Origin of the sequence: Novacetimonas maltaceti (genome assembly GCF_002906255.1) — a bacterium.
Lineage (GTDB): Bacteria > Pseudomonadota > Alphaproteobacteria > Acetobacterales > Acetobacteraceae > Novacetimonas > Novacetimonas maltaceti.
The window spans coordinates 1-25,518 of record NZ_POTC01000044.1; the positions used below are offsets into that span (position 1 = coordinate 1).

23 protein-coding genes and 1 pseudogene are annotated in these 25,518 nt (G+C 56.9%); 14 read left to right on the forward strand and 10 right to left on the reverse strand.

Annotated elements, in window-relative coordinates; genetic code table 11:
- Positions 1 to 492 precede the first annotated feature (492 nt).
- Together KMAL_RS12760 and KMAL_RS12765 are read left to right on the forward strand one after the other, a co-directional pair.
- Positions 493 to 1,077, forward strand: coding sequence for a recombinase family protein (locus KMAL_RS12760; RefSeq protein ID WP_110096071.1), 585 nt, complete (start codon positions 493 to 495; stop codon positions 1,075 to 1,077).
- Positions 1,078 to 1,080: 3 nt separating this feature from the next.
- Positions 1,081 to 4,050, forward strand: coding sequence for a Tn3 family transposase (locus KMAL_RS12765; RefSeq protein ID WP_110096072.1), 2,970 nt, complete (start codon positions 1,081 to 1,083; stop codon positions 4,048 to 4,050).
- A gap of 1,017 nt (positions 4,051 to 5,067) precedes the next feature.
- On the opposite strand, the gene KMAL_RS17300 is transcribed toward KMAL_RS12765, so the two are convergent.
- The 4 genes from KMAL_RS17300 to KMAL_RS12785 form a co-directional block, all read right to left on the reverse strand.
- The gene (locus KMAL_RS17300) at positions 5,068 to 5,241 is read right to left on the reverse strand and encodes a hypothetical protein (RefSeq protein ID WP_180999830.1); all 174 of its coding nucleotides are present in this window, start codon (positions 5,239 to 5,241) and stop codon (positions 5,068 to 5,070) included.
- 25 nt (positions 5,242 to 5,266) lie between these two features.
- Entirely contained in the window at positions 5,267 to 5,770 is a 504-nt protein-coding gene (locus KMAL_RS12775) for a MucR family transcriptional regulator (RefSeq protein WP_110096073.1), read from the reverse strand.
- The gene (locus tag KMAL_RS12780; RefSeq protein ID WP_110096081.1) at positions 5,763 to 6,029 is read right to left on the reverse strand and encodes a conjugal transfer protein TraD; all 267 of its coding nucleotides are present in this window, start codon (positions 6,027 to 6,029) and stop codon (positions 5,763 to 5,765) included. The genes KMAL_RS12775 and KMAL_RS12780 overlap by 8 nt, the downstream gene beginning before the upstream one ends.
- Before the next feature lie 64 nt (positions 6,030 to 6,093).
- Positions 6,094 to 6,453 (reverse strand): conjugal transfer protein TraD, encoded by a 360-nt coding sequence (locus KMAL_RS12785; RefSeq protein ID WP_180999831.1) that lies wholly within the window; start codon positions 6,451 to 6,453, stop codon positions 6,094 to 6,096.
- 96 nt (positions 6,454 to 6,549) lie between these two features.
- Here KMAL_RS12785 and traA point away from each other — a divergent pair, with 96 nt between their 5' ends.
- The 8 genes from traA to KMAL_RS12825 all read left to right on the forward strand — a co-directional run bounded on the left by traA (position 6,550) and on the right by KMAL_RS12825 (position 18,756).
- On the forward strand, positions 6,550 to 9,927 hold the full coding sequence (gene traA, locus KMAL_RS12790) for a Ti-type conjugative transfer relaxase TraA (RefSeq protein ID WP_110096074.1): 3,378 nt from the start codon (positions 6,550 to 6,552) through the stop codon (positions 9,925 to 9,927).
- Between the two features lie 54 nt (positions 9,928 to 9,981).
- The gene (locus tag KMAL_RS12795) at positions 9,982 to 10,176 is read left to right on the forward strand and encodes a type II toxin-antitoxin system VapB family antitoxin (protein WP_010512615.1); all 195 of its coding nucleotides are present in this window, start codon (positions 9,982 to 9,984) and stop codon (positions 10,174 to 10,176) included.
- A complete protein-coding gene (gene vapC / locus KMAL_RS12800) occupies positions 10,173 to 10,565 on the forward strand; it encodes a type II toxin-antitoxin system VapC family toxin (protein WP_019087316.1) in 393 nt (130 codons plus the stop codon). The genes KMAL_RS12795 and vapC overlap by 4 nt, the downstream gene beginning before the upstream one ends.
- Positions 10,566 to 10,857: 292 nt before the next feature.
- Complete coding sequence (locus tag KMAL_RS12805) at positions 10,858 to 11,529, forward strand: DUF6118 family protein (RefSeq protein ID WP_110096075.1); 672 nt, start codon at positions 10,858 to 10,860, stop codon at positions 11,527 to 11,529.
- Positions 11,530 to 11,645: 116 nt separating this feature from the next.
- Positions 11,646 to 12,740, forward strand: a complete 1,095-nt coding sequence (locus KMAL_RS12810) for a Fic family protein (RefSeq protein ID WP_110096076.1) — start codon at positions 11,646 to 11,648, stop codon at positions 12,738 to 12,740.
- Positions 12,741 to 12,779: 39 nt separating this feature from the next.
- Complete coding sequence (locus KMAL_RS12815) at positions 12,780 to 15,488, forward strand: class I SAM-dependent DNA methyltransferase (protein ID WP_110096077.1); 2,709 nt, start codon at positions 12,780 to 12,782, stop codon at positions 15,486 to 15,488.
- 3 nt (positions 15,489 to 15,491) lie between these two features.
- A complete protein-coding gene (locus tag KMAL_RS12820) occupies positions 15,492 to 17,576 on the forward strand; it encodes a DEAD/DEAH box helicase (RefSeq protein ID WP_110096078.1) in 2,085 nt (694 codons plus the stop codon).
- Positions 17,569 to 18,756 carry a GIY-YIG nuclease family protein gene (locus KMAL_RS12825; RefSeq protein ID WP_110096079.1) on the forward strand — a complete coding sequence of 396 codons (1,188 nt, stop codon included), beginning with the start codon at positions 17,569 to 17,571 and terminating at the stop codon, positions 18,754 to 18,756. Before KMAL_RS12820 ends, KMAL_RS12825 begins: the two co-directional genes overlap by 8 nt.
- A 20-nt stretch (positions 18,757 to 18,776) precedes the next feature.
- On the opposite strand, the gene KMAL_RS16955 is transcribed toward KMAL_RS12825, so the two are convergent.
- Both KMAL_RS16955 and KMAL_RS16960 read right to left on the reverse strand, forming a co-directional pair.
- Positions 18,777 to 19,214, reverse strand: a complete 438-nt coding sequence (locus KMAL_RS16955; protein WP_146044219.1) for a hypothetical protein — start codon at positions 19,212 to 19,214, stop codon at positions 18,777 to 18,779.
- Entirely contained in the window at positions 19,211 to 20,311 is a 1,101-nt protein-coding gene (locus tag KMAL_RS16960; protein ID WP_146044220.1) for a hypothetical protein, read from the reverse strand. Before KMAL_RS16960 ends, KMAL_RS16955 begins: the two co-directional genes overlap by 4 nt.
- A gap of 157 nt (positions 20,312 to 20,468) precedes the next feature.
- Here KMAL_RS16960 and KMAL_RS12830 point away from each other — a divergent pair, with 157 nt between their 5' ends.
- The 3 genes from KMAL_RS12830 to KMAL_RS12840 are packed head-to-tail and all read left to right on the forward strand — an operon-like array spanning position 20,469 to position 22,042.
- Positions 20,469 to 21,086 carry a recombinase family protein gene (locus KMAL_RS12830; protein WP_010511348.1) on the forward strand — a complete coding sequence of 206 codons (618 nt, stop codon included), beginning with the start codon at positions 20,469 to 20,471 and terminating at the stop codon, positions 21,084 to 21,086.
- Positions 21,087 to 21,128: 42 nt separating this feature from the next.
- Positions 21,129 to 21,764: a nucleotide-binding protein gene (locus tag KMAL_RS12835; RefSeq protein WP_010511349.1), complete on the forward strand. Its 636-nt coding sequence runs from the start codon at positions 21,129 to 21,131 to the stop codon at positions 21,762 to 21,764.
- Positions 21,764 to 22,042, forward strand: coding sequence for a ribbon-helix-helix domain-containing protein (locus KMAL_RS12840; protein ID WP_231290084.1), 279 nt, complete (start codon positions 21,764 to 21,766; stop codon positions 22,040 to 22,042). Before KMAL_RS12835 ends, KMAL_RS12840 begins: the two co-directional genes overlap by 1 nt.
- A 43-nt stretch (positions 22,043 to 22,085) precedes the next feature.
- Here the strand turns inward: KMAL_RS12840 and KMAL_RS12845 are convergent, their stop codons facing one another.
- Together KMAL_RS12845 and KMAL_RS17825 are read right to left on the reverse strand one after the other, a co-directional pair.
- Entirely contained in the window at positions 22,086 to 23,186 is a 1,101-nt protein-coding gene (locus tag KMAL_RS12845) for a replication initiator protein A (RefSeq protein WP_010511350.1), read from the reverse strand.
- Positions 23,187 to 23,999: 813 nt separating this feature from the next.
- On the reverse strand, positions 24,000 to 24,188 hold the full coding sequence (locus KMAL_RS17825; protein ID WP_269209009.1) for a recombinase family protein: 189 nt from the start codon (positions 24,186 to 24,188) through the stop codon (positions 24,000 to 24,002).
- Between KMAL_RS17825 and KMAL_RS17975 the strand changes: the two are divergent.
- Positions 24,153 to 24,320, forward strand: a pseudogene (locus KMAL_RS17975) (DUF2442 domain-containing protein); the annotation flags it as partial. The gene KMAL_RS17825 and the pseudogene KMAL_RS17975 overlap by 36 nt on opposite strands.
- Positions 24,321 to 24,744: 424 nt before the next feature.
- Here KMAL_RS17975 and KMAL_RS12855 read toward each other — a convergent pair.
- Positions 24,745 to 25,248, reverse strand: a complete 504-nt coding sequence (locus KMAL_RS12855) for a MucR family transcriptional regulator (RefSeq protein ID WP_110096080.1) — start codon at positions 25,246 to 25,248, stop codon at positions 24,745 to 24,747.
- The gene (locus KMAL_RS12860) at positions 25,241 to 25,507 is read right to left on the reverse strand and encodes a conjugal transfer protein TraD (RefSeq protein ID WP_110096081.1); all 267 of its coding nucleotides are present in this window, start codon (positions 25,505 to 25,507) and stop codon (positions 25,241 to 25,243) included. The genes KMAL_RS12855 and KMAL_RS12860 overlap by 8 nt, the downstream gene beginning before the upstream one ends.
- Positions 25,508 to 25,518: the final 11 nt, after the last annotated feature.

Here is a 25,518-nt window from a genome sequence, read left to right on the forward strand (position 1 = left end):
TCCAGCGCAACCCGTGACTTGAACTCTGCCGCATACCGTTTCCGCGTAACCTTGCCCATAAAACCCGTCCTCGTTCAGGCCAGATGATAGCTTATCGCCCTGTCCGAAAAATGGGGACCACCTCTGTATTGAGGCAGCGACTGAGTTGCATAGGAAGCTCGAAAAAGAAAGAGAGCGCGTAGAAGCAGATCGTCGGCGTGCTGAAGAGGTGGATGGGTTGATGGATCGTTTGTCACGAGGGCGGCCTCGTTAAACTATCGTGGTTTCACCCACCCAATGAGCTCTCTCTGTAGTCAAAATGGGGTCGGTACATAGAACGGGCACAGATATACGCTAAGGGTGAATGTTGAGGGTATATGACGGGAAACAGGTGTTTTCCGTGATTCTTTTTCTTGCCGGGAAAAGATAGCCGCCAAGATAGCAAAAACTGCACGACAAACCCTGTCGTTTTGAATTACTATGCGGAAACGCTTCTGATGAGGTTTGTCGTACATGCTGGTCGGTTATATGCGAGTGTCCTCAGCCGACGAACGCCAGTCAGTGGATCTCCAGCGCGATGCGCTGATCGCGGCTGGTGTCGATGCACGCCACATCCATTCCGACAAGGCCTCTGGTGCCAGCGACGATCGCCCTGGCCTCAAGACGTGCCTCGCCTGGCTCAAGGAAGGGGATACGCTGGTGGTCTGGAAACTCGACCGTCTGGGTCGTTCTCTATCGCATCTTCTCGATATTATCGGAGATTTTCGGGAGCGTGGCATCGCTTTCCGATCCTTGACCGAACATATGGATACGGCAACCGCGCAAGGCGAGTTGCTGTTCTCGATGTTCGGCGCACTCGCCCAATACGAACGCGCCTTGACGCGCGAACGGGTCATGGCGGGGCTGGCGGCCGCCAGGCGCCGGGGCCGGCGCGGCGGCAGGCCGCCCGCGATCGACGCGGAGAAGATCGCGGCGATTACCGTCGCCCTCGAAGGAGGCGCCAGCAAGGCGGCCATATGCCGCAACTTCGGTGTCCCGCGCTCGACGCTGATCGACACGCTGGCGCGAATTGGCTGGACGCCTCCCGGCAGAACCTGACAGATGCCGCGCCGTTCCGTTCTGACCGAGGCGCAGCGCCTGGCGCTGCTTGCCCTGCCCGAAAACGAGGCCGACCTGGTGCGCTACTGGACGCTCACTCCCGATGACCTGCGTGTCATTGTCAGTCGGAGAAGGGCGCACAATCGGTTGGGCTTTGCTATTCAGCTTTGCGCACTGCGCCACCCGGGGCGGCTGCTCCGGCCGGGGGAACTGATCCCTCAGATCCCGCTCGCCTTCATAGGGGATCAACTCGGGATCGAGCCGGACGCGCTCGCCGACTATGCCGTACGTGGGCCGACCCGCTACGAGCAGCTCGATACGCTGCGTGGAACATTCGGATTCCAGCAATTCTGTCGGCCGCTCCAGATCGAGCTTCAGGCCTGGCTTCTGCCTGCCGCCCTGACGTCCAGCAGCGGAATCGTTCTCGCACGGATGCTGCTGGGCGAATTTCGCCGGCGACGCATCGTCGTGCCTGGTATCACTCAGATCGAACGCATGGTGGGCAAGGCGCTGCTCGATGCCGAGCGGTATGTCTGCGAGCTGCTGACGCGGCATCTCACCGCCAGCCAGCGCGATCGGCTCGATGGCCTCCTCCAGCCGCATAGTGGCAGCCATATCAGCAGCCTCACCTGGGTGCGTCAGCCTCCTGGCCAGCCCGGGAGGCGTGCCTTCGCCGCGATCCTCGACCGGTTGTCGCTCCTGCGTGCGATCGACCTGGATTCCGGCCTCGTGGACACCATTCACCCGGAGCGGCTTCGCCGATTGTGCCAGGAAGGCGCGCGCCTCACGGCGCAACATCTCACCTCGTTGAACCCGGCACGGCGGCGCGCGGTGCTGGTCGCCACAGCCATCGAGACGCAGATGACGCTGACAGACGACGCGGTGCTCATGTTCGAGCGTCTGTTCGGTCAGTTGTTCCGCCGGGCGGAACGGCGCGAGGAAGCCGCATTGAAACGCGATCGTCGGACCATCAACGCCAAAATCCGCCTTCTGGCCGAAATCGACGATGCGGTGTTGAGCGCCCGCGCTGACGACGCCGATCCATACGCGGCGATCGAGGGCGTCATCGGCTGGGACGCGCTGACACGGGAAGTCGCGGAAGCCCGTCGTCTCGTTCGTCCTGATCCGCTCGATCCCGTGGCACTCTCCCGGGAGAACGCACCGATCCTGCGCCAGATCGGTCCGGCGTTCGTCGCCGCCTTCACTTTCGGGGCTGTTCCCGCCTGCGCACCTCTTGCCCAAGCTGTCGAGACCCTGCGCGGCCTCGCCGTCGGCCGGCACAGACTTCCGGCCGACGTGCCGCTCGGCTTTGTCCGGACGAGTTGGCGGAAGCGGATCGACCGTGCTGGTCTCGACCGCCGCATCTTCGTGTTCTGCGTCCTGACGGAACTGCGCGACCGGCTGCGCGCGGGGGATATGTGGGTCGAGGGAAGCCGGCGCTATCGCGCCGTAGAGCACCAGCTTATTCCAAAGCCGGTTTTTTCCGCGATGCGCGAGGCCGGCCCCCTGCCGATCGCCGTCGCTGATACCGCAGCGGTCTGGCTGGCGGAACGCAAGGCGCTGCTCACGCGCCGGCTCGCCGAGATAGAGGTGAAAGCGTCCACCGATACGCTCGAAGACGTGCGGATCGCTGAGGGGAGGCTGCGCATCTCGCCTTTGCGCGCGGTCACTCCAGACGAGGCAGAGGACGCCCTGGCGCCCCTCTACGCACGCCTGCCGGCCATCAGGATTACCGATCTGCTGGCCGACGTGGATCGCTGGACGGGATTTGCCGACTGCTTCACGCATTTGACTACCGGCCGGTCACACGACGATCCCCGCGCGATCCTTACCGCCGTTCTTGCCGATGCGACCAATCTCGGCCACGCCCGCATGGCCGAGGCCTGTGGATTGGTAACTCGGCGTCAGCTCGGCTGGCTCTCGGCCTGGCACCTGCGCGAGGATAGCTACGGCGCGGCGCTGGCGAGGCTGGTCGAGGCGCAGCATCGGCTGCCGCTTGCCGCGTTGTTCGGCGACGGCACCGCGTCCAGCTCGGACGGGCAGCACTTCCCGCTCGATCGACGCGCGCAGGCGACCGGCGCCGTCAATCCGCACAAGGGCAGCGAACCCGCCATCTCCTTTTACACCCACGTCTCCGATCGCTACGCGCCGTTCCATTCCACAGTCATCTCCGCCGGTGCCAGCGAGGCCGCGCATGTACTCGACGGCCTGCTCCATCATGGCGCCGACCTTGCGATCGAGCGTCACCATACCGATGGCGGGGGCGTTTCGGATCATGTGTTCGCCCTATGCCATCTCCTCGGTTTCCGTTTCGCCCCGCGTATCCCCAACATCGGTAACAGACGCCTGCATCTGTTCAGCGACATGAAGCCAGGGTCGACTGTCGTCCCATTGGTGGCCCAGCCGATCGACGAACGCCTGATTTCCGAGCGCTGGGACGACGTAATCCGGCTCGCCACCTCAATCCGTACCGGTGTCACCAGCGCGTCGCTGATGCTGGAACGGCTCGGTTCCTATCCTCGCGCGAACGGTCTCGCCCTTGCCCTGCGAGAGATAGGCCGCGTCGAGCGGACGCTGTTCACGCTCGACTGGATCGAGCTCCCCGAGGAACGCCGCCGCGCCACCCGCGAGTTGAACAAGGGAGAGGCCCAGAACGCCCTCAAGCGCGCCATCTTTTTCCATCGCACCGGCCGGATCCGCGATCACGGACTGCAGGCCCAGGGACATCGGGCGAGCGCGCTCAATCTCGGCGCCAGCGCCATCGTATTTTGGAATACCACCTATCTCGGAGCTGCAATGCGGCATCTCGAACGCCAGGGGCGATCCATTCCGCCTGATCTGCTTCAGCATCTCTCTCCGCTGGGGTGGCAGCATATCAACCTGACCGGGGATTACCTTTGGACCGACGCCGGCATCCCAGAAGGAAAGCTCCGCCCGCTCCGACAAGCCATCACAATCACTGATAATCCTTAGCGTATATCTGTGCCCGTTTTATGTACGCCCCCCAAAATGAGAGTTACTACGACTCGAAACCACTCAAGCTATAGGGAATGCTGCGTTTTCCTGTGGATAAGTATGGTCAACTGTCGTGGTTTCACCCACCCAAGCATCGTGGTTTCACCCACCCAAGCATCGTGGTTTCACCCACCCAAACACGTGGTTTCACCCACCGCCCATAACCGTAACAGACTGTTATCAATCGTGTTTTCATAGGCTTTTTAGTGCTTAACTCTTTTAACTATATATTTTAACAAAATTCTTAACAAAAAAGCACCGCCTCTTGGGGGCTCCGCCCCCGCCGGCTCGCGGCCTACGGCCGCCCCGATCGCGCTATGCGCGATCTCCCACCCGGCATCCCCCTGCTCGCCCTTTCAGGGCTGCGCCAAACGGACACGCCTACGGCGCGAAATCATAATCTGACGATGCGTTCCCGCATCGTCTCTCCACCAGGACCTTCTTCTCCTGCGTCGGCGCCTTCGGCGCCCTACGGGGCTCCCGCTCCGCGCTCGCCCGACGCCTACAACACCAGAAGAACCGGGCAAGACCGTAATCTGCTCAAGACGCACCCGTGTTCAGGCGATCATTCAGCAGCTCACGTGTCGCAGCATGCCCGCCAGACGCCACAGGATGGCCGTACAGGCGTTACCGTGTGTGACGGCTAGTTTGTGGGACGATAACGGGAATTGCGCTTCGTGTGGCCTCTCAGAGCGCTCACCGCAATCATGGATGCACGCAAGCGCGGAGAGATCACAGCCAATGAAATGATCGCCCAGACCCGGAAGGCGGGTTCCTGAGCATCCACATCAGCGGTGCAATGGTATATGAAGAACCGCTACTTATGGGTGGGCGCGATGTCGGCCTCAGGTATGTCGATGGGTCGTCACATGGGTAGCCGTAGGGTCGTGAAACAGTCGTTCCATCAATGCGTCAGGAATAGTCGTGACCATTGCACTCTGCGTCACCTTCCTGCGGTGCGCGCGAGCGTCCCCCTTATTGCCCGGGTTGTGGCAGGGGGAGCGGGTTATCCGTGCCAAGGCTGGCAGCCCATGCCTTCATGGCTTCCGCACTGATTACCAATCCGGCCTCTACCTGGGCGAGGGACCGGCGTGTGGCTTCGTCCTTCCAGGCTTCCCAGTCATCGCGATCGGTATGATCCGTCTTCATGTCCCGTTTCTCCCGGTCTGGACCTTCAGGCCAGTTTCGGCCTGCGTCCGCGTTTCTTCTCTGGCAGGCGTGTGACCGGAACTTCAGCTTCCGGTACGTGCGAAGGTTCCGGTGTCGCCTTGACGGTCCTCCCCAGTCCGGTCTCCTGTGCCAGGACAGAGCGTCGGGCTGCATAGGATGGGGCGGTCATTGGGTAGCTTTCCGGCAGACCCCATTTTTCCCGATATTGCTGGGGCGTCAGGCCATAGACGGTGTGAAGGTGACGCTTGAGCATCTTCATTTTTTTCCCGTCCTCCAGGCAGACGATGTAATCCGGGAACACGGATTTTTTCACGGGTACGGCCGGTACCAGATCCGGTGTTCCGGTCATCGCCTGTCCCAGACTTCCGAGCGCCTGAAACACCGTTGCGATGAGGCCCGGCAGAGTATCCGCCGGAACCGTATTGCTGCTGACATAGGTAGCGACAATCCGGGTCGTAAGCTCCCGCAATGTGTCAGCTTCGGATGATCGTGTCTCGTGGTCAGTCATGGTCACGTCTGCCTGTTGTCCTGTCATGTTCCCGGTCACTGTCGAAGGCATGAAGCCCCGCGCGCCTCCAGCGTGTTTTCAGGTCGCCTGAAGCGGTATTCCTGCCCTCCCGAAGCTGCCCCGCAATGTCCAGGAGGGCCCCAAGCAGGGTGGCGCGGTCATCATCGGTCAGATCGACCAGTCCCGCCTTCTGGACCAGGCCGCCCAGTTCGATCAGATGATGAGTGCGTTCCCGTCGCGCCTTCGCCCAGTCGCGCATGTCAGTGCGTGCCTTTCGTGCCTGATGGCGATGGATCAGGGCTTCCTGCTTCCTGATCCGTCTTTCAAGCGCCAGCACTTCCGTTCTGATCGTTTCCGGTTCCTTTCCGGCCGCCCTTTTTTGCGCCGGCCTGAAAGAACGTCGTCCCCCGTTCGGTCCACCTCGCGACGGCTTCGGGTTTGCCGTCCGCCTGTTCGACAGCCGCAAGCAGCACCCCGGCCAGCGCCTCGATCGACAGGGTATCGGCTCCCGTCGCCTCGACCAGTTCACCGAGCTGGATGGTTCTTTGCGCCTTAAGCTGTTTTGCCTTTTCCTGAAGCGCTTTCAGTTCCGCATCAATGTCCCGTGGCCTGCGCATTTTCCGCCCTCTGTCCTGCTGGTCTGTGCCATACTCTACCACGCAGGCGAGAGCCGCGTCACTCATCCAGAGCAATCAACCCTTGTGGCGCAGTAAAATGTGAGTGCGCGCTTATACGTCACTTCGTGACGTGCGCTTGAGTGGTGTGATAGGATCGCGTCCATGGCGATCTATCACCTGCATGCAAAGGTCATCAGCCGCGCCACCGGCCGGAGCGCCGTGGCGGCGGCAGCCTATCGTGCGGCGTCCCGCCTGCATGACGTGCGGCTGGATCGCGACCATGACTTTTCCAACAAGAGCGGCGTGGTGCATTCCGAGATTCTGCTGCCCGATGGCGCGCCGGAACGGTTTCTCGATCGTGCGACCCTATGGAACGAGGTCGAGGCGATCGAGAAGCGCAAGGATGCCCAGCTTGCCCGCGAAGTGGAGTTTTCAATCCCGCGCGAAATGACCCAGGCGCAGGGGATCGCGCTGGCACGGGATTTTGTGCGCGAGCAGTTCGTGGAACGCGGCATGGTGACCGATCTCAATGTGCATTGGGATATTGGCGAAGACGGACAGGCGAAGCCCCATGCCCATGTGATGCTGTCTACACGACGGATCGAAGTCAGAACCGGGGAGGCTGTGCATGGAAGACGAGACGGAATCCCGCATCCTGAACGAGGCGGCAGGGGCGCATACGACATCACGCCGGATCTTGGACCTGATGGAGCAGAAAGGGGACGACGATCCACTCAAGCTCATGATCCGTCTGCTGACGGAAATTCGGGAGACGCAGCGCGGCATCCTGCTGAAGCTCTCGACGCTGGAGAAGCGCTTGCAGCGGCTGGAAGAACGGCGCGACTGATCGCGGCGGCACGGTTGCGGCATGAAGGCCTGGGGCTGGCGCAGGATCAGCCTTCCATCGGGTTCGGTGCGAAAGAGCGTTCATGGAATGACAAGGATCTGCTGCTGACGTGGCGGGAGCGGTGGGCGTCGCTCGCCAATGAACGGCTGGCCGAGCTGGATCTGGATGTACGGATCGACCATCGGTCGTTCGCCGCACAGGGGATCGACCTTGAGCCGCAGAACAAGATCGGTCCGGCCGGGATGCGCCGGGAAGAGCGGGGCGAGGACGCGGAACGGGTTGCCGACCATCTGGAGATCGCGCAGCGCAATGGCGAAAGGTTGCTGGCCGAGCCGCATGTGGCGCTGGAGGCGCTGACCCGACAGCAGAGTACATTCACCCGCCAGGACCTGGCGCGGTTCGTGGATCGGCATACGGCGGATGCCGCGCAGTTCAGTGCTGTCATGGTTCGGGTGGAGGCGTGTCCGGAGCTGGTCGCCCTCGGGAAGGACGGTCATGGGCGGGAACGGTTCTCCACACGGGAGATGATCGGGGTCGAGCAGCGCCTGGAAGAGGCATCGCTCGCGATGGGGCAGTCCCAGGGGCATGCGGTGCCGCTGGCGGTGCGTCTGGCGGCGATGGCGCGGGACGGGCTTGGGGACGAGCAGGCGCTGGCGGTGGGCGAGGTCACGAAGTCCCGCGACCTGTCCGTGGTGGTCGGGTATGCCGGGACGGGGAAGAGCACCATGCTGGGGGTAGCCCGCGCGGCATGGGAAGAGGCCGGGTATCGGGTGCGCGGGGCAGCGCTGTCGGGGATTGCAGCGGAAGGGCTGGAATCCGGGTCCGGGATCGAGAGCCGGACGCTGGCCTCCCTGGAGCGTGCGTGGGAACGTGGGTTCGACCTGCTGGAGCGCGGGGATGTGCTGGTGGTGGATGAGGCCGGCATGGTGGGGTCACGGCAGATGGAGCGGGTGCTGTCGGCCGCGCGTGGTGCCGGGGCCAAGGTGGTGCTGGTGGGTGATCCCGAGCAGTTGCAGGCGATCGAGGCTGGTGGTGCGTTCCGGGCGGTGGCCGAGCGGGTCGGGTCGGTGGAAATCACGACGGTGCGCCGGCAGCGTGAAGACTGGCAGCAGGCGGCCACGAAGGAGCTGGCGACGGGGCGGACGGGTGAGGCGCTGGGACGCTATGAGGCGGCCGGCCTGGTGCGCGGGCATGACACGCTGGAAGAGGCGCGGGCCGGGGTGGTGGCCGGATGGGATGAAGCGCGTCAGGCCGCGCCAGAGGACAGCCAGATCATGCTGGCGCACCGGCGTGTCGATGTGCGGGCGCTGAACGAGGCGGCACGCGCCATCCGGCGGGAGGCGGGTGAGCTGGGTGACGACGTGCTGGTGCCGACCGCCCAGGGCGAGCGGGTGTTCGCGGACGGGGAGCGGGTCTACTTCCTGCGCAATGACCGGGCGCTGGGGGTGAAGAACGGCACGCTGGGCACGGTGCGGGGCATCACGGGGTCGGTCGAGGCCGGGGATCTCATGCTGTCGGTGCAGCTCGACGGGCCGGGTGGGACCGGGACTGGCCGGGTCGTGTCCGTGTCGGTGGCGGATTATGACGCGCTGGATCATGGCTATGCCGCCACCATCCACAAATCGCAGGGTGTGACGGTGGACCGGGCGCATGTGCTGGCGACGGGGAGCATGGACCGGCACGGGGCCTATGTGGCGCTGTCGCGCCACCGGGAGAGCGTGTCCGTTCATTGGGGCCGGGATGATGTCGGCGACCGGGACGGGCTGGTGCGGCGGCTGTCGCGCGAGCGGCTGAAGGATACCACGCTGGATTACCTGCATGTCCGGGATCGGGATGCCGGGTTTGCGCGACGACGCGGGCTGCATGTCCCCGAGAGCGAGATCGTGGTGGAGCGTGAGAAGGCTGCCTCTGGCCCCCAGAAGGACAGGCAGGCCGAAGCTGTCCGTACGCCAGATCCGGCACCGGCACAGCGGAAGCGTGGGATGTTCGACGGGCTGGACCTGTCCGTGAGGGGGCGTGGCCGGACGGTGGAAAAAGACGTGTCGGCCGGGATGGATGCCGGGGCTGGGAAGGGGGAAAGTGGGGTTGAGCGTGAGGCTCCCGCCTCTCCCTTTGCCGGGTTGCAGCTGCCGCGTGTGCGGCGCGAGCAGGTGCCGGTCGGGCTGGGCGGGTTTGTGCCGGGTGGTGATCCGCTCCACCAGGCGGTGGAGCAGTATGCGCGGGCGGTGCGGGACATCGGGCGCATGGTGGAGCAGGACCTGCCGGTGCTGGAGCACCAGAAGAAGGCATGGCTTGACGCCAGCACGGCCCTGGAACGGCTACGGCCCGGAGCGGTGATTGCTCTGGAGACCGCCGTGAAGCATGAGCCGGAGATCCGGCAGGCCCTGTACGGGCTGGAAGGGCCGACACGGGCGCGCAGGCTGGTCGAGGGGCTGGAACACGAGGACAAGGTGCGGAAGAGTCCGGAACTGCGGGCCGCGCGGTTCGTGAAGGCGTGGGACGGGCTGAGCCGCGAGCAGCAAGGTGTGGCGCTAAAGGAATTGAAGCGGGACGCGCAGCTTGAGTCCCTCCTGCGGCGCAAGGGGCACGAACTGGGCGTCCGGAAGGGATCGACGCTCGATCATGGATTGCAGCCGCAGCGCACGCGCTCGCTGTCGCGCTCCAGGGGGCGGGATATGGATATGGGGATGTAATCTGCTTGAGACGGGTGATGTTAATGTGTATGATTTGTGAAGGAGATACACATCATGCGAACCAACATCATTATTGATGATACCCTCATGACAGATGCGCTGAAGGCGTCTGGCGTCAAAACCAAGAAGGAAGCGGTCGAACTCGGGTTGCGGACGCTGATCAAGCTGAAGCAGCAGCGGGAACTCCGCACCTTGCGGGGAAAGCTCGACTGGCAGGGTGATCTTGATGCCATGCGCTCCGACGCATGATCCTGGTGGATTCATCGGTCTGGATCGATTTTTTTCGGGGGAAGACGACCCCACAGGTTGATCTTCTTGACCAGATGCTGGGGGAAGATCTGGTCAGCATTGGCGATCTGATGATGACCGAGGTCCTGCAGGGTTTCTCAAACGAACGGGATTTCAATCAGGCACAGAGGATGCTGGGTGCCCTGGACCTGGTTGAAATCGGTGGTCGCGATGTGATGGTCGAGGCGGCGCGGTATTTCCGTCATCTACGCGGTCGGGGCATTACGATCCGGAAAACCATTGATACCCTGATTGCGACCCGGTGCATCGTGAGCGGTCATCGCCTGCTCTACAGTGACCGGGACTTTGATCCGTTCGTGGACCATCTGGGGCTGGAACGGGCTGCCTGATCGGGAGCAGGCTACCGGGGGAGGTATGTTGTGCAGGAAAAAGAACAAGCCGTTTGTCAGGAGACAGCGCATCTTCTGAGTAGTCCGCGTAATGCGGAAAGATTGCGACGGACTATTCAGAACGCGGCTTCAGACAGTCGGCCAAACAGGCTTACGCTCCTGGCAATGGAAGAAGGGCGAAGGCGGCTGCTTTTCGGAAAGCAGGAAAGGGCCGGAACGCAAGAGGCTGGTCAGGATGATGATCGTCTGGACATGCCGGAAAACTGAATCTGGATGAGGGGATGGTTCCATCATGAGCGAGACGGATCCGGCAGCCCGTGCGTTTGAGGATCTGTGCGCCGAAATGACGGTGCTCCGGCGCAGCGTGGAAGCGCTGCCCCAGGCATGGCGGGACAACCGGCCGCCTGACTACACGCCGGACCTGGCCAGACTGGTCAAGGCCCTGAACGACGTGAGCGCGCGCATGAAGGCGATCGAGGCCAGTCCGACGCTGAAGATGACGCCGCAGGCCTATGGGCAGGGGGTACGCCAGGCAGGGCTTTCCGTCTGTCAGGACATGCAGGCCGCCTTTCATACCGCGATCCGTGCGGTTCAGGTGGAGCGGCAGCAACTGACCGACATTGTCGGGCAGGCGCGCACCCGGGACCGGCAAAGCTGGTGGGTGTTGAAGGTAGGGCTGGCCTGTCTGGTTGCAGGGATCGGGTTGTCTCCTGTTCTGGCGTATCTCTTGCCATCTTCTGTCGGGACGCGAGTGGCATCTTTTATTGTTGGGGAGAAAGATCGCTGGAACTCTGGGGCCATGATGATGGCGGTCAGCAATCCTGAAGGCTGGCAACGTGTACGTGAGGACAGCCAACTGGTTGAGGTCAACAGAGACAGGATTGCAGCTTGCCAGAAAGTGGCCTCAGGTCAGGAAAAAACTCAGAAATCTTGTGTCATCATTGTTCCGTCAGAGCAGGAATAGTCTGTGGAGAGATATGAAGCCGAAATAGAAAGTGACATGTCAAAGAAACCGGATTTCTTTGACGGATCATTATGACGTGTTAGAAAAAACGCATATTGCTACCACGTTAGGATGTCATGTTAACGCCAACCTACCTTATTCGGCCTTTGCCGCCTCAGACGGAGATAGAAACGGTTCCGGTTCTCAGGGCGCTGGTCGAGGCCAATAAGGCTCTGGCGGAACTGAAGGGGCGGGCGGCCACCATTCCTAATCAAGGAATCCTGATTGATACGCTGGCTTTACAGGAAGCCAAGGCGTCCTCAGAAATCGAGAATATCGTCACCACCCAGGATGAGCTTTTCCAGGCGGATCTGTTTCCCGAGGGGCCGGACTCAGTGGCGGCGAAGGAAGTTGCCCTCTATCGTGATGCCTTACATCTGGGATTTCGGCAGCTGAAGGAAACCGATGGCCTGATCCTGAGCAAGGGGCTGATCGCGATTTTCCAGATGCTCAAGAAGCGGGAAGATGGGTTTCGAAACACCCCGGGAACGGCCCTGAAGAATGAGCGCACGGGGGAAGTGGTCTTTGTGCCGCCGCAGGACGGGCGGGAGATTATCGGGCATATGTCGGATCTGGAGCGGTTCGTGAATGATGACGGGCTCTGTGACCTGGATCCACTCATCAAGATGGCCCTGATTCACCATCAGTTTGAGAGCATCCATCCCTTCCCCGATGGAAATGGTCGGGTCGGGCGGATCCTGAACGTGTTGTATCTGACCCGGACCGGTCTTCTGGATATCCCGATCCTCTACCTGTCGCGCTACATCACACGCCATAAGGATGAGTATTATCGCCTGTTGCAGAAGGTGCGGGATGAAGGCGCATGGGAGGCGTGGATCCTCTACATGCTGCGTGCCGTGGCCGAGACATCCAGGATCACCCTGGAGCTGATTGAGGGCATGCGGGCGCAGATGGCCACCATGAAGCAGCGGATGCGGACGGAACTGCCCAAGATTTACAGCCAGGAGCTGCTGAACAACCTGTTCCGGCATCCCTACACGAAAATCGAGTATGTCCAGTCGGACCTGAGTATCGCGCGTCAGACGGCTGGGAAATATCTCGATCAGCTGTCGGAGAAAGGTCTGCTGTCCAAGCACCGCTCAGGGCGGAGCAACTATTATATCAATGCACCTCTGGTCCGCCTCTTCCTGGAGGTGTCCGGTGGCGCATGAGGTGTATGATCTGTTTTTCGAAAATATGGAATTTTACGCATGAATCCCGTTGAGATTGAAGAAGCTGTCTCCCGGATTGCCGAGGCATCTTTTAATCCCGGGGAATTTCCTTTCGAGTTCCTGCAAGCATTCGGAAACCGCGATGTTACGATCAAGCGGCTTCGCAAGGATAACCGCTCGGACGTTTCTGGGGCGGTGCTTCAGCGCAACAACATCCATCTGGCCGTTTGTCCTGAGGGGCATGTTGCCCAGACCCTGAACCTGCTCAGGGAAAGCCCCAAGACCCAGTCAGCCAAGGCGCGGTTTCTGTTGGCCACGGATGGAGTGACGTTTGAGGCAGAAGATCGCACGGAAGATGAGCACATTACGGATGTGTTCACGCATCTGGCTGATCGGTTCGGGTTTTTCCTGCCTTTGGCGGGTATCACGACCGTCCAGAAGATCAAGAACAACCCGATTGACGTTAAGGCCACGTCACGCCTGAACCGTCTTTATGTCGAACTTCTGAAAGAAAACCCCGACTGGGCAACAGAAGAACGCCGTCACGATATGAACCATTTCATGGCGCGTCTCATCTTCTGCTTTTTTGCCGAGGATACCGGGATCTTCCTGAACAATCTGTTCACCAGAACCATCCAGACCATGACGGAAGGGGCCACGGATCAGACGCATGACATCATGGCCGAACTGTTCAGGACGATGGATCTGGATACGCGCAATGACGATCGCGAAAAGGGCGAGGTCAAATCCTGGGCCAGGGATTTCCCGTATGTAAACGGAAACCTGTTTTCTGGAGCAACGGACTGCCCGCAATTCAGCAAACTGGCCCGCACCTATCTTCTGCGTGCCGGGGAACTGAACTGGGCGCAGATTAACCCGGATATCTTCGGATCCATGATCCAGGCCGTGGCCGATGAAGGAGAGCGCGGTGCGCTGGGGATGCACTACACCAGCGTGCCCAACATCCGCAAAGTGCTTAATCCGCTGTTTCTGGATGGTCTGCGTGAGGAACTGGAAAAGGCAGGCCAGAATACCCAGAAGCTGCATGCCCTCAAGGAGCGTCTGTCCGGAATTCGGGTGTTTGATCCTGCCTGTGGATCGGGCAATTTCCTAGTGATTGCCTATAAGGACATGCGGGAAATACAGAGCGAGATTGATGACCGGCTCAAGATAGAGCGGGCGGAACGGAAATCCGTCATCCCTCTGGCCAATTTCTATGGGATTGAGATCCGTGATTTTGCGGTGGAAATTGCGCGTCTGTCTCTTCTGATCGCTGAGTTCCAGAGTGACGAAATCCATATCGACCAGAAACAGGCCCGCCTGAATGTGCTACCCTTAAAGGATACAGGGCATATCGTCTGCGGGAATGCTCTGGAGCGGGACTGGTTTGACGTCTGTCCGCCTCAGAAAGGTTCTGAAACCTATATCTGTGGCAATCCTCCCTATAAGGGCAGCACCTGGCAGTCAGCTGAGCAGAAAGCTGATCTGGAGCAGATTTTCGGGCAGCGTACGAAATCCTGGAAGTCTCTGGATTATGTTGCAGGCTGGTTCATGAAGGCTGCGGATTATGGTCAAAAAACAGGCTCTTCCAGCGCATTTGTGAGCACAAATTCCATCTGTCAGGGGCAGCAGGTTCCCATTCTCTGGCCTCTGATTTTTGGCCTGAACTATGAAATCAGTTTTGCCCATACCTCGTTCAAGTGGGCCAATCTGGCAGCGCATAATGCGGGCGTGACGGTCGCTATCATTGGGATTGCGCCTGTTTCTGAGCATCCCAAAATTCTCTTCTCAAACGGAGCTGATGGGAAAACAATCAGGCAGGAATCTGGGCATATCAATGCTTATCTGGTTTCCGGTGCTGATGTTGTTGTCGAGAAGCGCAGCAAGCCAATTTCGTCTATTTCTCTGATGGATTTTGGCAATAAACCAGTTGATGGTGGGAATTTACTGCTGTCATGGGACGAGGTTGAGCAACTTAGACTAACAGAAGAGCAAAAAGAAAAATTCATCAAACCTGTTTATGGGTCTTCCGAATATATTCGTGGGAATATGAGATTTTGTATTTGGGTGCCTGATGATCTGAGGGATGAGGCATTTCAAATTCCAGTTTTGAAAGAGCGTTTTGAAAAAGTAGCTGCCATGCGTGAGGGCAGTACGAAGGCAGCGACAAGGGATGGAGCCAAATATCCCTATAAATTTGATGAAGTTCGACAGGTAGGGAATGAGGAAATAATCGCCATTCCAGCTATTAGCTCAGAAAATAGACCATTTTTACCCGTTGGTATCCTTCCTAAGGGAAATATCGTTACAAACAAGATATATGCTTTGTACGATGCTCCTCTCTGGAATATGGCGCTGATTGCCTCTCGCCTTCATTGGGTGTGGATTGGAACAGTTTGCGTTCGTATGCGTACGGATTTTTCATATTCCAATACTTTAGGCTGGAATACCTTTCCTGTTCCGACTTTGACGGAAAAGAACCGTGCCGATCTGACCCGTTGTGCCGAGGATATTCTTCTGGCGCGTGAGGCACATTTCCCAGCCACGATTGCCGATCTGTATGATCCGGACAAGATGCCAGACAATCTGCGGGCGGCTCATGACCGCAATGACGAGGTGCTGGAGCGGATCTATATCGGTCGGCGTTTCCGCAATGATACGGAGCGTCTGGAAAAGCTGTTCGACCTCTACAGCAAGATGATCGCCAAGAAGGGCGGCAAGACGAAAAAGAAGAAGGACGCTGCCTGAGCCATGACGATCAATCCGGTTATTCCCGCTGTTTCTCTGCGTACCGGCCAGACAGGTCAGTCTGCCAGGACCAATGAACTGGGCATGCGCCCCATGCAGGAAGCAGTCTATGAGAAACGGGGCGAGCAGTATCTCCTCATCAAGTCACCACCCGCTTCGGGTAAATCCCGTGCCCTGATGTTTGTTGCTCTCGACAAGCTGGTGCATCAGGGGATGAAAAAAGCCCTGATCGTTGTGCCGGAACGCTCGATCGGGGGCAGCTTCATGAGCGAACCGCTGAGCAAGTTTGGCTTCTGGGCCGACTGGATCGTCCAGCCGAAATGGAATCTGTGCAACGCACCAGGTTCCGATGAAGGACAGGTCGCACGGTCCAAGGTCAAAGCTGTTGGTGAGTTTCTGAAGAGTGAAGATCAGACTTTGGTTTGCACCCACGCGACGTTCCGGTTCGCAGCAGAAGAACTGGGTATCGCAGCCTTCGATGGGTGTCTGGTGGCGGTAGATGAATTCCACCATGTCAGTGCAGACCCGAAAAACAGGCTGGGATATTATCTCAACCAGCTTATTTCCCGTGGGGAAACGCACATCATCGCCATGACCGGCTCCTATTTCCGAGGGGATGCCGTTGCTGTGTTGTCTCCGGAAGATGAAGGGAAATTCGAGACAGTCACCTACACCTACTATCAGCAGCTGAACGGGTACCAGTATCTGAAAGAGCTGGATCTGGGATATTATTTCTATACTGGCCCCTATCTGGATGCGATTGATCGGGTGCTGGACGGCACGCGTAAAACGATCGTGCATATTCCCAATGTCAATTCACGCGAAAGCACGACCCAGAAGCACAAGGAAGTCGAGCACATCCTGTCCGTCCTGGGAGACTGGGAAGGAGAGAATATAGAAACAGGCTTCCATCTGGTGCGTCGCGCAGATGGTCGGGTCTTACGCATTGCCGATCTGGTGGAAGATGAGCCTGTTCGGCGCAACAAGGTTGTGTCTGCCCTGAAGGATCCGGCGCAGAAGAACAACCGCGATCATGTGGACATCATCATTGCGCTGGGGATGGCCAAGGAAGGGTTTGACTGGATCTGGTGTGAGCAGGCGCTGACGGTCGGATACCGTTCCAGCCTGACCGAAATCATTCAGATCATTGGTCGCGCCACCCGTGATGCACCAGGAAAGACACGGGCTGAATTCATCAACCTGATTGCTGAACCGGATGCGTCCCAGGAAAAAGTGACGGATGCGGTCAATGACATGCTCAAGGCCATTGCCGCCAGCCTGCTTATGGAACAGGTGCTGACTCCACGTTTCGAGTTTACGCCGAAGACCGCAGAAAGCGCGCCTCTGGATGGCTATGACTATGGAGAGGAAGGTTACAAGCCAAACGGAACGAATGTTGGCTTCAATGAGCAGACCGGCCAGTTCCATATGGAGATCAAGGGGCTGGTTTCTCCCAAAAGCCCTGAAGCGCAGCGGATCTGTCGGGAAGACCTGAACGAAGTTGTGGCGTCCTTTGTGCAGGACAAGCCTTCTCTGGAACATGGTCTGTTTGACGAGGAGACGGCCCCTCAGGAGCTGACGCAGGTCAGATTGGGGAAAATCATTCGGGATCGGTATCCCGAGCTCTCGGATGAGGATCAGGAAGCCGTACGCCAGCATGCGGTGGCGGCATTCAATCTGACCCAGAAGGGACAGAAAGCAGCTGAAGAGGTCACGCAGGCAGCCGGGGGAGAGGAGAAGATTGGTGGCAATACAGCCCTGATTGAGGGAATGCGGAAGATTGCCATGAATGTCCGGGATCTGGATATTGACCTGATTGATGCGATCAATCCGTTTGAGGAAGCCTATAAGATCCTCGCCAGGAGCATGAATGCAGAGACCCTCAAACAGGTTCAGGAGGTCATTGCCGGTCGTCATATTGCTCTGACGATTGAAGAGGCGAGGGACCTGGCAAAGCGTGCCCTTCTGTTCAAAAAGGAGCGGGGACGCCTTCCGGAGCTGACATCTCCCGATGCGTGGGAACGTAAGATGGCCGAAGGTGTGGCTGTTCTGGCGCGTAAGAAGGCTGAGGAACGGGCGAATGGCTGAACTGAGCGATGAAGAGCTTCTGGCCGAACTTGGTGTCTCGCTTGAGACCAAAAAGAAGGCCGCGCTGACCGCTGAGGAAGAGCGGATTATTGCCGGGTTTGAGGATATTTGTCGTTTCTATGAGGAACACGGGCATGCGCCTGCGCATGGAGAAGACAGAGATATCTTTGAACGGCTTTATGCCGTGCGTCTGGATCGGATCCGGGCTTTGGAAAAATGCCGGGCATTGCTGTCACAGCGTGATCCGCATGGGCTTCTGAGTGTTTCCGGGACGGACGCTGAGAGTGCTGATCCCGATACGCTGGACGATGATGCGCTTCTGGCGGAACTGGGCATTGAGGCCGAGCCAGCGGCTGAATCCATTACTGTCCTGAAGCATGTGAAATCACGCGCAGAAGTGCGGGCAGCGGAAGAAATTGCCAGCAGGGAACCCTGCAAGGATTTTGAAACCTTCCGGCCTTTGTTTGCACAGGTGCAGGAGGATCTGAAATCAGGCGTGAGGGAAACACGTCCCTTTGGGCAGGAAGCTGGTATTCGGCAGGGAGAATTCTTTATCCTGAAAGGTCAGATGGTTTACGTCGCGCATGTCGGGGAAGAGTTCGAGACTGAGTACGGTCGCAGAGACAGTCGTCTGCGGGTCATCTATGACAACGGGACCGAAAGCGATGTCCTGCTGAGATCGCTCCAGCGGGCGCTCTATAAGGATGAGACGGGTCGTAGGATTACAGATCCGACTGTCGGGCCTTTGTTCGGGACAACCGTTGAACCGGATGATCTGGAAAGTGGCACGATCTATGTGCTGAGAAGTCTGTCAGATAACCCGTATATCGCGCAGCATCGTAATCTGATCCACAAGATCGGGGTGACGGGAGGCGATGTGAAAAAGCGGCTCGCCAATGCGAAGCACGACGCGACCTATCTTCTGGCTGATGTCGAAGTTGTGGCGACCTACAAGCTCTTCAACATCAATCGCACGAAGCTGGAGAAGATCTTTCATAGGGTTCTGGCCCCTGCACAGATTGATCTGACGATTCAAGATCGGTTCGGGCATCCAGTGCAGCCGAAAGAATGGTTTTTGGTTCCGATTAATGTAATTGATCAGATTGTACAAAAAATATTAGACGAAACTATAGATGAGTATAATTATAATAAAAATACGATATTACTATTAAAATTATAAAATTTAATAGTAATTACCATTTATTCTTGTTTTTCTATGGGCCACAGCTGTCCAATTTCTAAGGCTTGTTGTCTTAATCTTTTGGCAACTGTGTCATTTTTTTTCTTTGAATTTTTTCCTGTTATAGAAGAAAAATCAACAAGATGATGAGCGATATTATCAGGTTGAGAAGTGTCACCTACGATGGGGTCTGGCAACACGCGCAAATTTTCTGTGTGGCAAAGATCTCTGGTAAATCCCCAGGTACCTACAGTTTCTAAATGTACGGTGGTGCCGTCCGGCTTTTGTCTTGTTTTCTTTTTGTGAAGTTCAAAAGATAACTTAGGAGTGGTCATATTCCCACAGTCTACAGAAAGTTGATCTTTATCACTTGGGGTCGGTCGAAATGCGCCGCTGCTAAGGGTGTTATTGGGGAAGTGAGCAGGGTGAACTTGCCGAAGAAGAATATCCTTATTCATGAGACAGAAAGAGACTCCCGGATGCGATCTTGAAGTATTTGTATTTGATTTTCTGAATATGTATCTGAGAACTCGGCCTTGCCTTTTATTTCGATACCAAAGAAGGTAAAAGAATTATCCGCGTTAAATTCAATTCCATAATCCCAACCATTACTTTCATATTCTAAAAGTATTCCTCCCTCTTCTGTAGGAGCGATCGCATAAAATGTAGGGAGTGGGTTTGTTATGACAATAAACCGCTTCGCAGCATCTCTAATGGATTGAGAAATAGAGTGACCATAGCCATCCAGCCATCCGCTTTCCAAGTTTGCCATTGCATCAATGGCATCTATTGCAGGATGATCTAACAGAGATATATCGTGAATAGTTATTACGGAGTGGATACTATCGTCGTGCCGTCTGAGTACAGTTAGATCAAATTCGTAATATCCTCCTATGTTTGATCCGTATTCAGAAGGAGGCCTACTATTATCTGTGAGAGAAAAATCACGTAAATCCGTATTGAAGAAACGCAGTAAACCATTTTCATCGACGCCTTTTAGACGTGACTTACCTTGTATTCTCTGCTCATAAGTGGCGGTAACTTTTGTTAAAAGGCGTTTTCTTCTTTCTACGTCGATAGAAACGACATTTAGATCACTATTCAATGGTTGGTCAGATTTTGAGCTATATTTAAATATTTCTCCAGGTTTCAGATTCGTTAAGAACCTATTGAAATTTCTTATTTGTGTATGGCTTAATACTACAGAGCTATCGTCGTTAGCGGCCTCAAGAATTTTCCCAAACTTAATTTTCGCTTTTTCCATTAATCTAAAGCGCTCATCGATTGGGAGAAGTGGAGTTTGTTTTTCCTCTAAGACCGAAAGTTCTAATTGCGGTATGGCGCTTCCATCACCGACGCCCCGTAAAGACATTTTGAACCAATCGGAATAGCCGTTTGGCATCCGTTCTCGGCCATTCTCTTCTAGCCAAATTTCACGGGAAAAAGTGGTTAAAATATCTTCGAGAGCTTGTAGATCCGTCAGAACATCAAGAGGAAGACGACCGCCTGTAAAGCGTTCACCTTCGTATTTGATGTTCAAAAAATGCTCAAACATACGGTACATATGATTTTGATGGTTTGTCTTGGGAAAATCGTCAAGAGTTTTGTGGTCCACGATCGCGCGATGAGCCAAACAGACTATAGTCATATTGGGACAAACCGGAGCCACGGTGTATCAAGGGTTGCATGGTGGTTTTTCCGGGAGGGTTCAAATGGGACAGCGCGCGGTCATCTATTGCCGGGTTTCCACGGCCGATCAGTCCTGCACGCGCCAGAAGGACGAGCTGCAGCGGTTTGCCGAACGCGCGGGCTATGAAGTGCTGGGCGTTTTCATGGAGACCGGCTCTGGCGTCCGGGTGGATCGGGCCGAGCGTCGAAAGGTCATGGCACTGGCCCAGGCCCGTGAAATTGACGCCATTCTGGTGACGGAGCTGTCCCGCTGGGGGCGCTCGACCATTGATCTCATCTCCACGCTTCAGGAGTTGGAGAGCTATCGTGTTTCCCTGATCGCCATAACGGGGATGACGTTCGACCTGACGACACCACATGGACGAATGCTGGCGACGGTTCTGGCCGGGATCGCTGAGTTCGAACGGGATCTGATTAGCGAGCGGGTGAAGTCTGGTCTGGCCGCTGCCAGGGCACGCGGGAAGGTTCTCGGCCGACAGAAAGGAGAGCGGCCAAAGTCTGATCGTCTGGCCCCGAAGGTTATGGCGTTGGTAGCCGAAAAGCGGAGTTATCGGTGGATCGCCCGCGATCTGGGAATCAGCAAGAACACTGTTGCTGCCATTGTGCAGAGAGATAAGGTGAGGCCTTCTCTTCCCTCGTAGAAAGTGTATGCAGGTATAAGATTATACGTGTAGAGGTGTAGCATGAAGGTTCTTGCTGTTCTTTCGCAGAAGGGCGGTGTCGGAAAAACGACGCTTGCAACCTGTCTCGCTGTCGCGGCTGAGCAAGCGGGTAAGGTTGTTGCTATTATTGATTTGGACCCACAGGCGACAGCCTCTTTCTGGAAAGACGTACGCCAGCTCGATACACCGGCTGTGGCTTCAATTCAGCCGATACGTTTGCCTGCAATGCTCAAAGCCTGCGCGGATGCGGGTACTGATCTTGTGATTATCGACGGAGCTGCTGTTGCGCGTGATGTAGCTTATGAAGCGGCGCGGCATGCTGACTTCGTTCTCATTCCAACGAAGACGGCCGTGTTCGATACAATGAGTATGACACACACATTGGATGTGGTTCGTCAGCTCGATAAAGCGTTCGCTGTCGTTTTAACTTTTGTGCCCCCCCAGGGGCAGGAGACAGGGGATGCCATTAAGGCCGTAACCGAATTGGGGGCAACGGTCTGTCCGGTGACAGTAGGAAACCGCAAGGCATTTTTCCGTGCACAGGCAGCGGGACAGGCTGTGCAGGAATTCGAAGCACATGGGCCAGCAGCAAACGAAATTAAGCGTTTATACGAGTATACAGATATACAATTATACAAAAATCGGGAGGTAGTGTGATGGCGAAAAGCAATACGCTACAAGCGATGCTTGATCGCGCCAAAGGTAGTGGTGAGGCAATGCCAGCCCCTTCCCCGAAGCCAGATATATCATCCCGTAAACCTACGCTGAATGGTCGTAAGGGGACCAAGTTGATCGGTGGGCACTTTTCTCCTGAAGTCAGCACCCAGCTTCGTATTATAGCGGCCGAAGAGGGAACGACGGTTCAGAGTTTGCTTGGAGAAGCACTGGACGATCTGTTTGTGAAGAAAGGACGAAGCAGGATCGTTAGCGGATAAGTATACATTTATACATGTATACAATTATACACGTAAGCTGTGTCTAGCGTATAGGGTTGCGTTTGTGTCGGTTGCGGCAGAATCCGACAAATGCGGCGCTGGGGTTTTGCAACTCTGGTTGTCCGCTATCATTCCACCATGACACCCATTCATCATAGAGTGCGTAGACATCATATCCTGGAGCAACTCCTCTAGCGTCATGGAAACCCTCGGGATCGACAAATGGTTTCTGGAGCTTTGGCTCTATTACCTTGACGGTGTCCATCGTTTCCCGATTGCGGAAAGTAACTGTGTTGCTGTTTATTTCGACAGCATAATCAGGCAAGTGGTTATTGATTGCCAAGTCACGGAGCATTGAGCGAAATACGCGAATATGGCTACTGGCCCCCGTTTTTTTCTGTAAAATTTCTATAGAAACAACCCATTTTTCCTGAGCACCACAATGCTTGCGTGCAAGTTCGTATATTCTCCGTTCAAGAGGTTTGCGTAAACGGAAATAATCGCGATGTAATGTCAGTACACTTCTGCCTTCGATCATTCTGAATAGCCATTCGGACAACGTTACCTTAATTTCGGACATTTGTCCGGAATTGGTCTTACGGACAATTCGCCATTCATTGATAAGACCAAAGCCTTCGGTGATTTCTTCTCCATTAGCTTTGATGTTGGTGGTGATCCGTGTGCCTGCTAAGCGCTCAAACGCGCTCCGAAGCCGCTTATAGCCATCACCATCGGTTTGACGGTTGGTCCACACCAATAAATCGCGTGCGGTAAGGTGGAGAGTTCGATTTGGCTGCTCACCTTGATTCATTTTCGCGATAAGCTGCGAAATGCAATAGATAAGGATATCCTTGTCATGGATCGTCGCGAGCCCTTTGACGCTCGGAACGATCTCAACTGTATTGCCATTGTGCTCGTATCGGAAAATGCGTCGATCAGGTTTAGTGGCAAGCGAGAAAATTGGATGTTCCATCGAGGCCATATCATCTTTGGGGATGGCATCAAGGACATCACAAATAAAAAGATCTGGTGTCGGATATCGTTCCGGAAGTAGAACTGAACGTCCATCAATGTTCGGGGTTTCATTGACGGTAAGTGCCAGTTCGGGGTTTCGTTGACGGGTTGCTTTGATTCGGGGTTTCATTGACGATCAGTTTAGGTTCGGGGTTTCATTGACGCAAGAGCTAGATTCGGGGTTTCGTTGACGCAGATTCGGGGTTCTGGAGTCACTAGATTCGGGGTTTCGTTGACGCAAGCGGCCCCAAAACGCTGTTTTTGTATTTTATTTTCAGTCAGTTACGTGTTTGTGGAAAACCCTTAACACTACTATTAACACATAAATTAACACTCTAAGGCTGTGGATAACTTTTCATTCTCTGCAATCTTTAGCCAAATTGCCACCAAGCACCGCCTCTTGGAGGCTCCGCCCCCGCCGGCTCGCGGCCTACGGCCGCCCCGATCGCGCTATACGCGATCTCCCACCCGGCATCCCCCTGCTCGCCCTTTCAGGGCTACGCTAAGCAGACACGCCTACGGCGCGAAATCATAATCTGACGATGCGTTGCATCGTCTCTCCACCAGCACCTTCCTCTCCCGCGTCGGCGCCTTCGGCGCCCTACGGGGCTCCCGCTCCGCGCTCGCCCAACGCCTGCAACACCAGAAGAACCGGGCAAGATCATAACCTGCTCAAGGCGCACCGGTGTTCAGGCGATCATTCAGCAGCTCACGTGTAGCAGCATGCCCACCAGACGCCACAGGATGGCCGTACAGGCGTTATTGTGTGTGGCGGCTAGTTAGTTGGCGGTAACGGGAATTGCGCTTTGTGCGGCCTCCCAGGGCGCTCTACGAGCTTTATCAGGGATTGATGGGTTGGCCATTTCCTGTTCGTCCGTCCAGATATCCTCCTCCTAACTTTCAGTGGAATGGGGTCGGTACATAGAACGGGCACAGATATACGCTAAGGATTATCGGTGATTGTGATGGCTTGCCGGAGCGGGCGGAGTTTCCAGACCACCAGCGTATCCCCTTCCTTGAGCCAGGCGAGGCACGTCTTGAGGCCAGGGCGATCGTCGCGGGCACCAGAGGCCTTGTCGGAATGAATGTGGCGTGCATCGACGCCGATGTTCTGGTCGAAGGTCTGATCCACGGTATCTACGGTTCCCGAAGCTGGATGGCAGCACAGATGGGACGCGTGGGCGGATCGTCCGCCAGCCAGGCAAAGGCAGCGGCGGCACGCCGGAATGGTGCTAAAGGCGGTCGGCCAAGGAACGTCGCGTAAGATAGTCACCGCCTTTCAGGCGGTAGGGAACTGTCGTGCCACGTCTGCTCGCTGCAACGACCATTCTTGCCGAAAGGGTGGACCGTATCGGTCTACCCTTTGGCTGAAGGGGCTCGGGTTTTCCAAGCCCTTTGGGCATGCCCGCACCAACGGTGCAATGGTGTATGAAGAGCCGCTACCTATGGGTAGGCGCAATGTCGGCCTTGGGTATGTCGATGGGTCGTCGTAAGGGTAGCCGTAGGGTCGTGAAACGGTCGTTCCATCAATGCATCAGGGATAGTCGTGACCATTGCACTCTGCGTCACCTTCCTGCGGTGTGCGAGAGCGTCCCCCTTATTGCCCAGGTTGTGGCAGGGGGAGCGGGTTATCCGTGCCGAGGCTGGCGGCCCATGCCTTCATGTCCTGTTTCTCCCGGTCTGGACCTTCAGACCAGTTTCGGCCTGCGTCCGCGTTTCTTCTCTGGCAGGCGTGTGACCGGCGCTTCAGCTTCCGATACGTCCGAAGGTTCCGGTGTCTCCTTGACGGTCCGCCCCAGTCCGATCTCCTGTGCCAGGGCAGAACGTCGGGCTGCATAGGATGGGGCGGTCATCGGGTAGCTTTCCGGCAGACCCCATTTTGCCCGATATTGCTGGGGCGTCAGGCCATAGACGGTGTGAAGGTGACGCTTGAGCATCTTCATTTTTTTTCCGTCCTCCAGGCAGACGATGTAATCCGGGAACACGGATTTTTTCACGGGCACGGCCGGCACCAGATCCGGTGTTCCGGCCGTCGCCTGTCCCGGACCGCCAAGCGCCTGAAACACCGTTACGATGAGGCCTGGCAGGGTATCCGCCGGAACCGTATTGCTGCTGACATAGGCTGTGACAATCCGGGTCGTAAGCTCCCGCAGCGTGTCAGCTTCGGATGATCGTGTCTCGTGGTCAGTCATGGTCACGTCTGCCTGTTGTCCTGTCATGTTCCCGGTCACTGTCGAAGGCATGAAGCCCCGCGCGCCTCCAGCGTGTTTTCAGGTCGCCTGAAGCGGTATTCCTGCCCTCCCGAAGCTGCCCCGCAATGTCCAGGAGGGCCCCAAGCAGGGTGGCGCGGTCATCATCGGTCAGATCGACCAGTCCCGCCTTCTGGACCAGGCCGCCCAGTTCGATCAGATGATGAGTGCGTTCCCGTCGCGCCTTCGCCCAGTCGCGCATGTCAGTGCGTG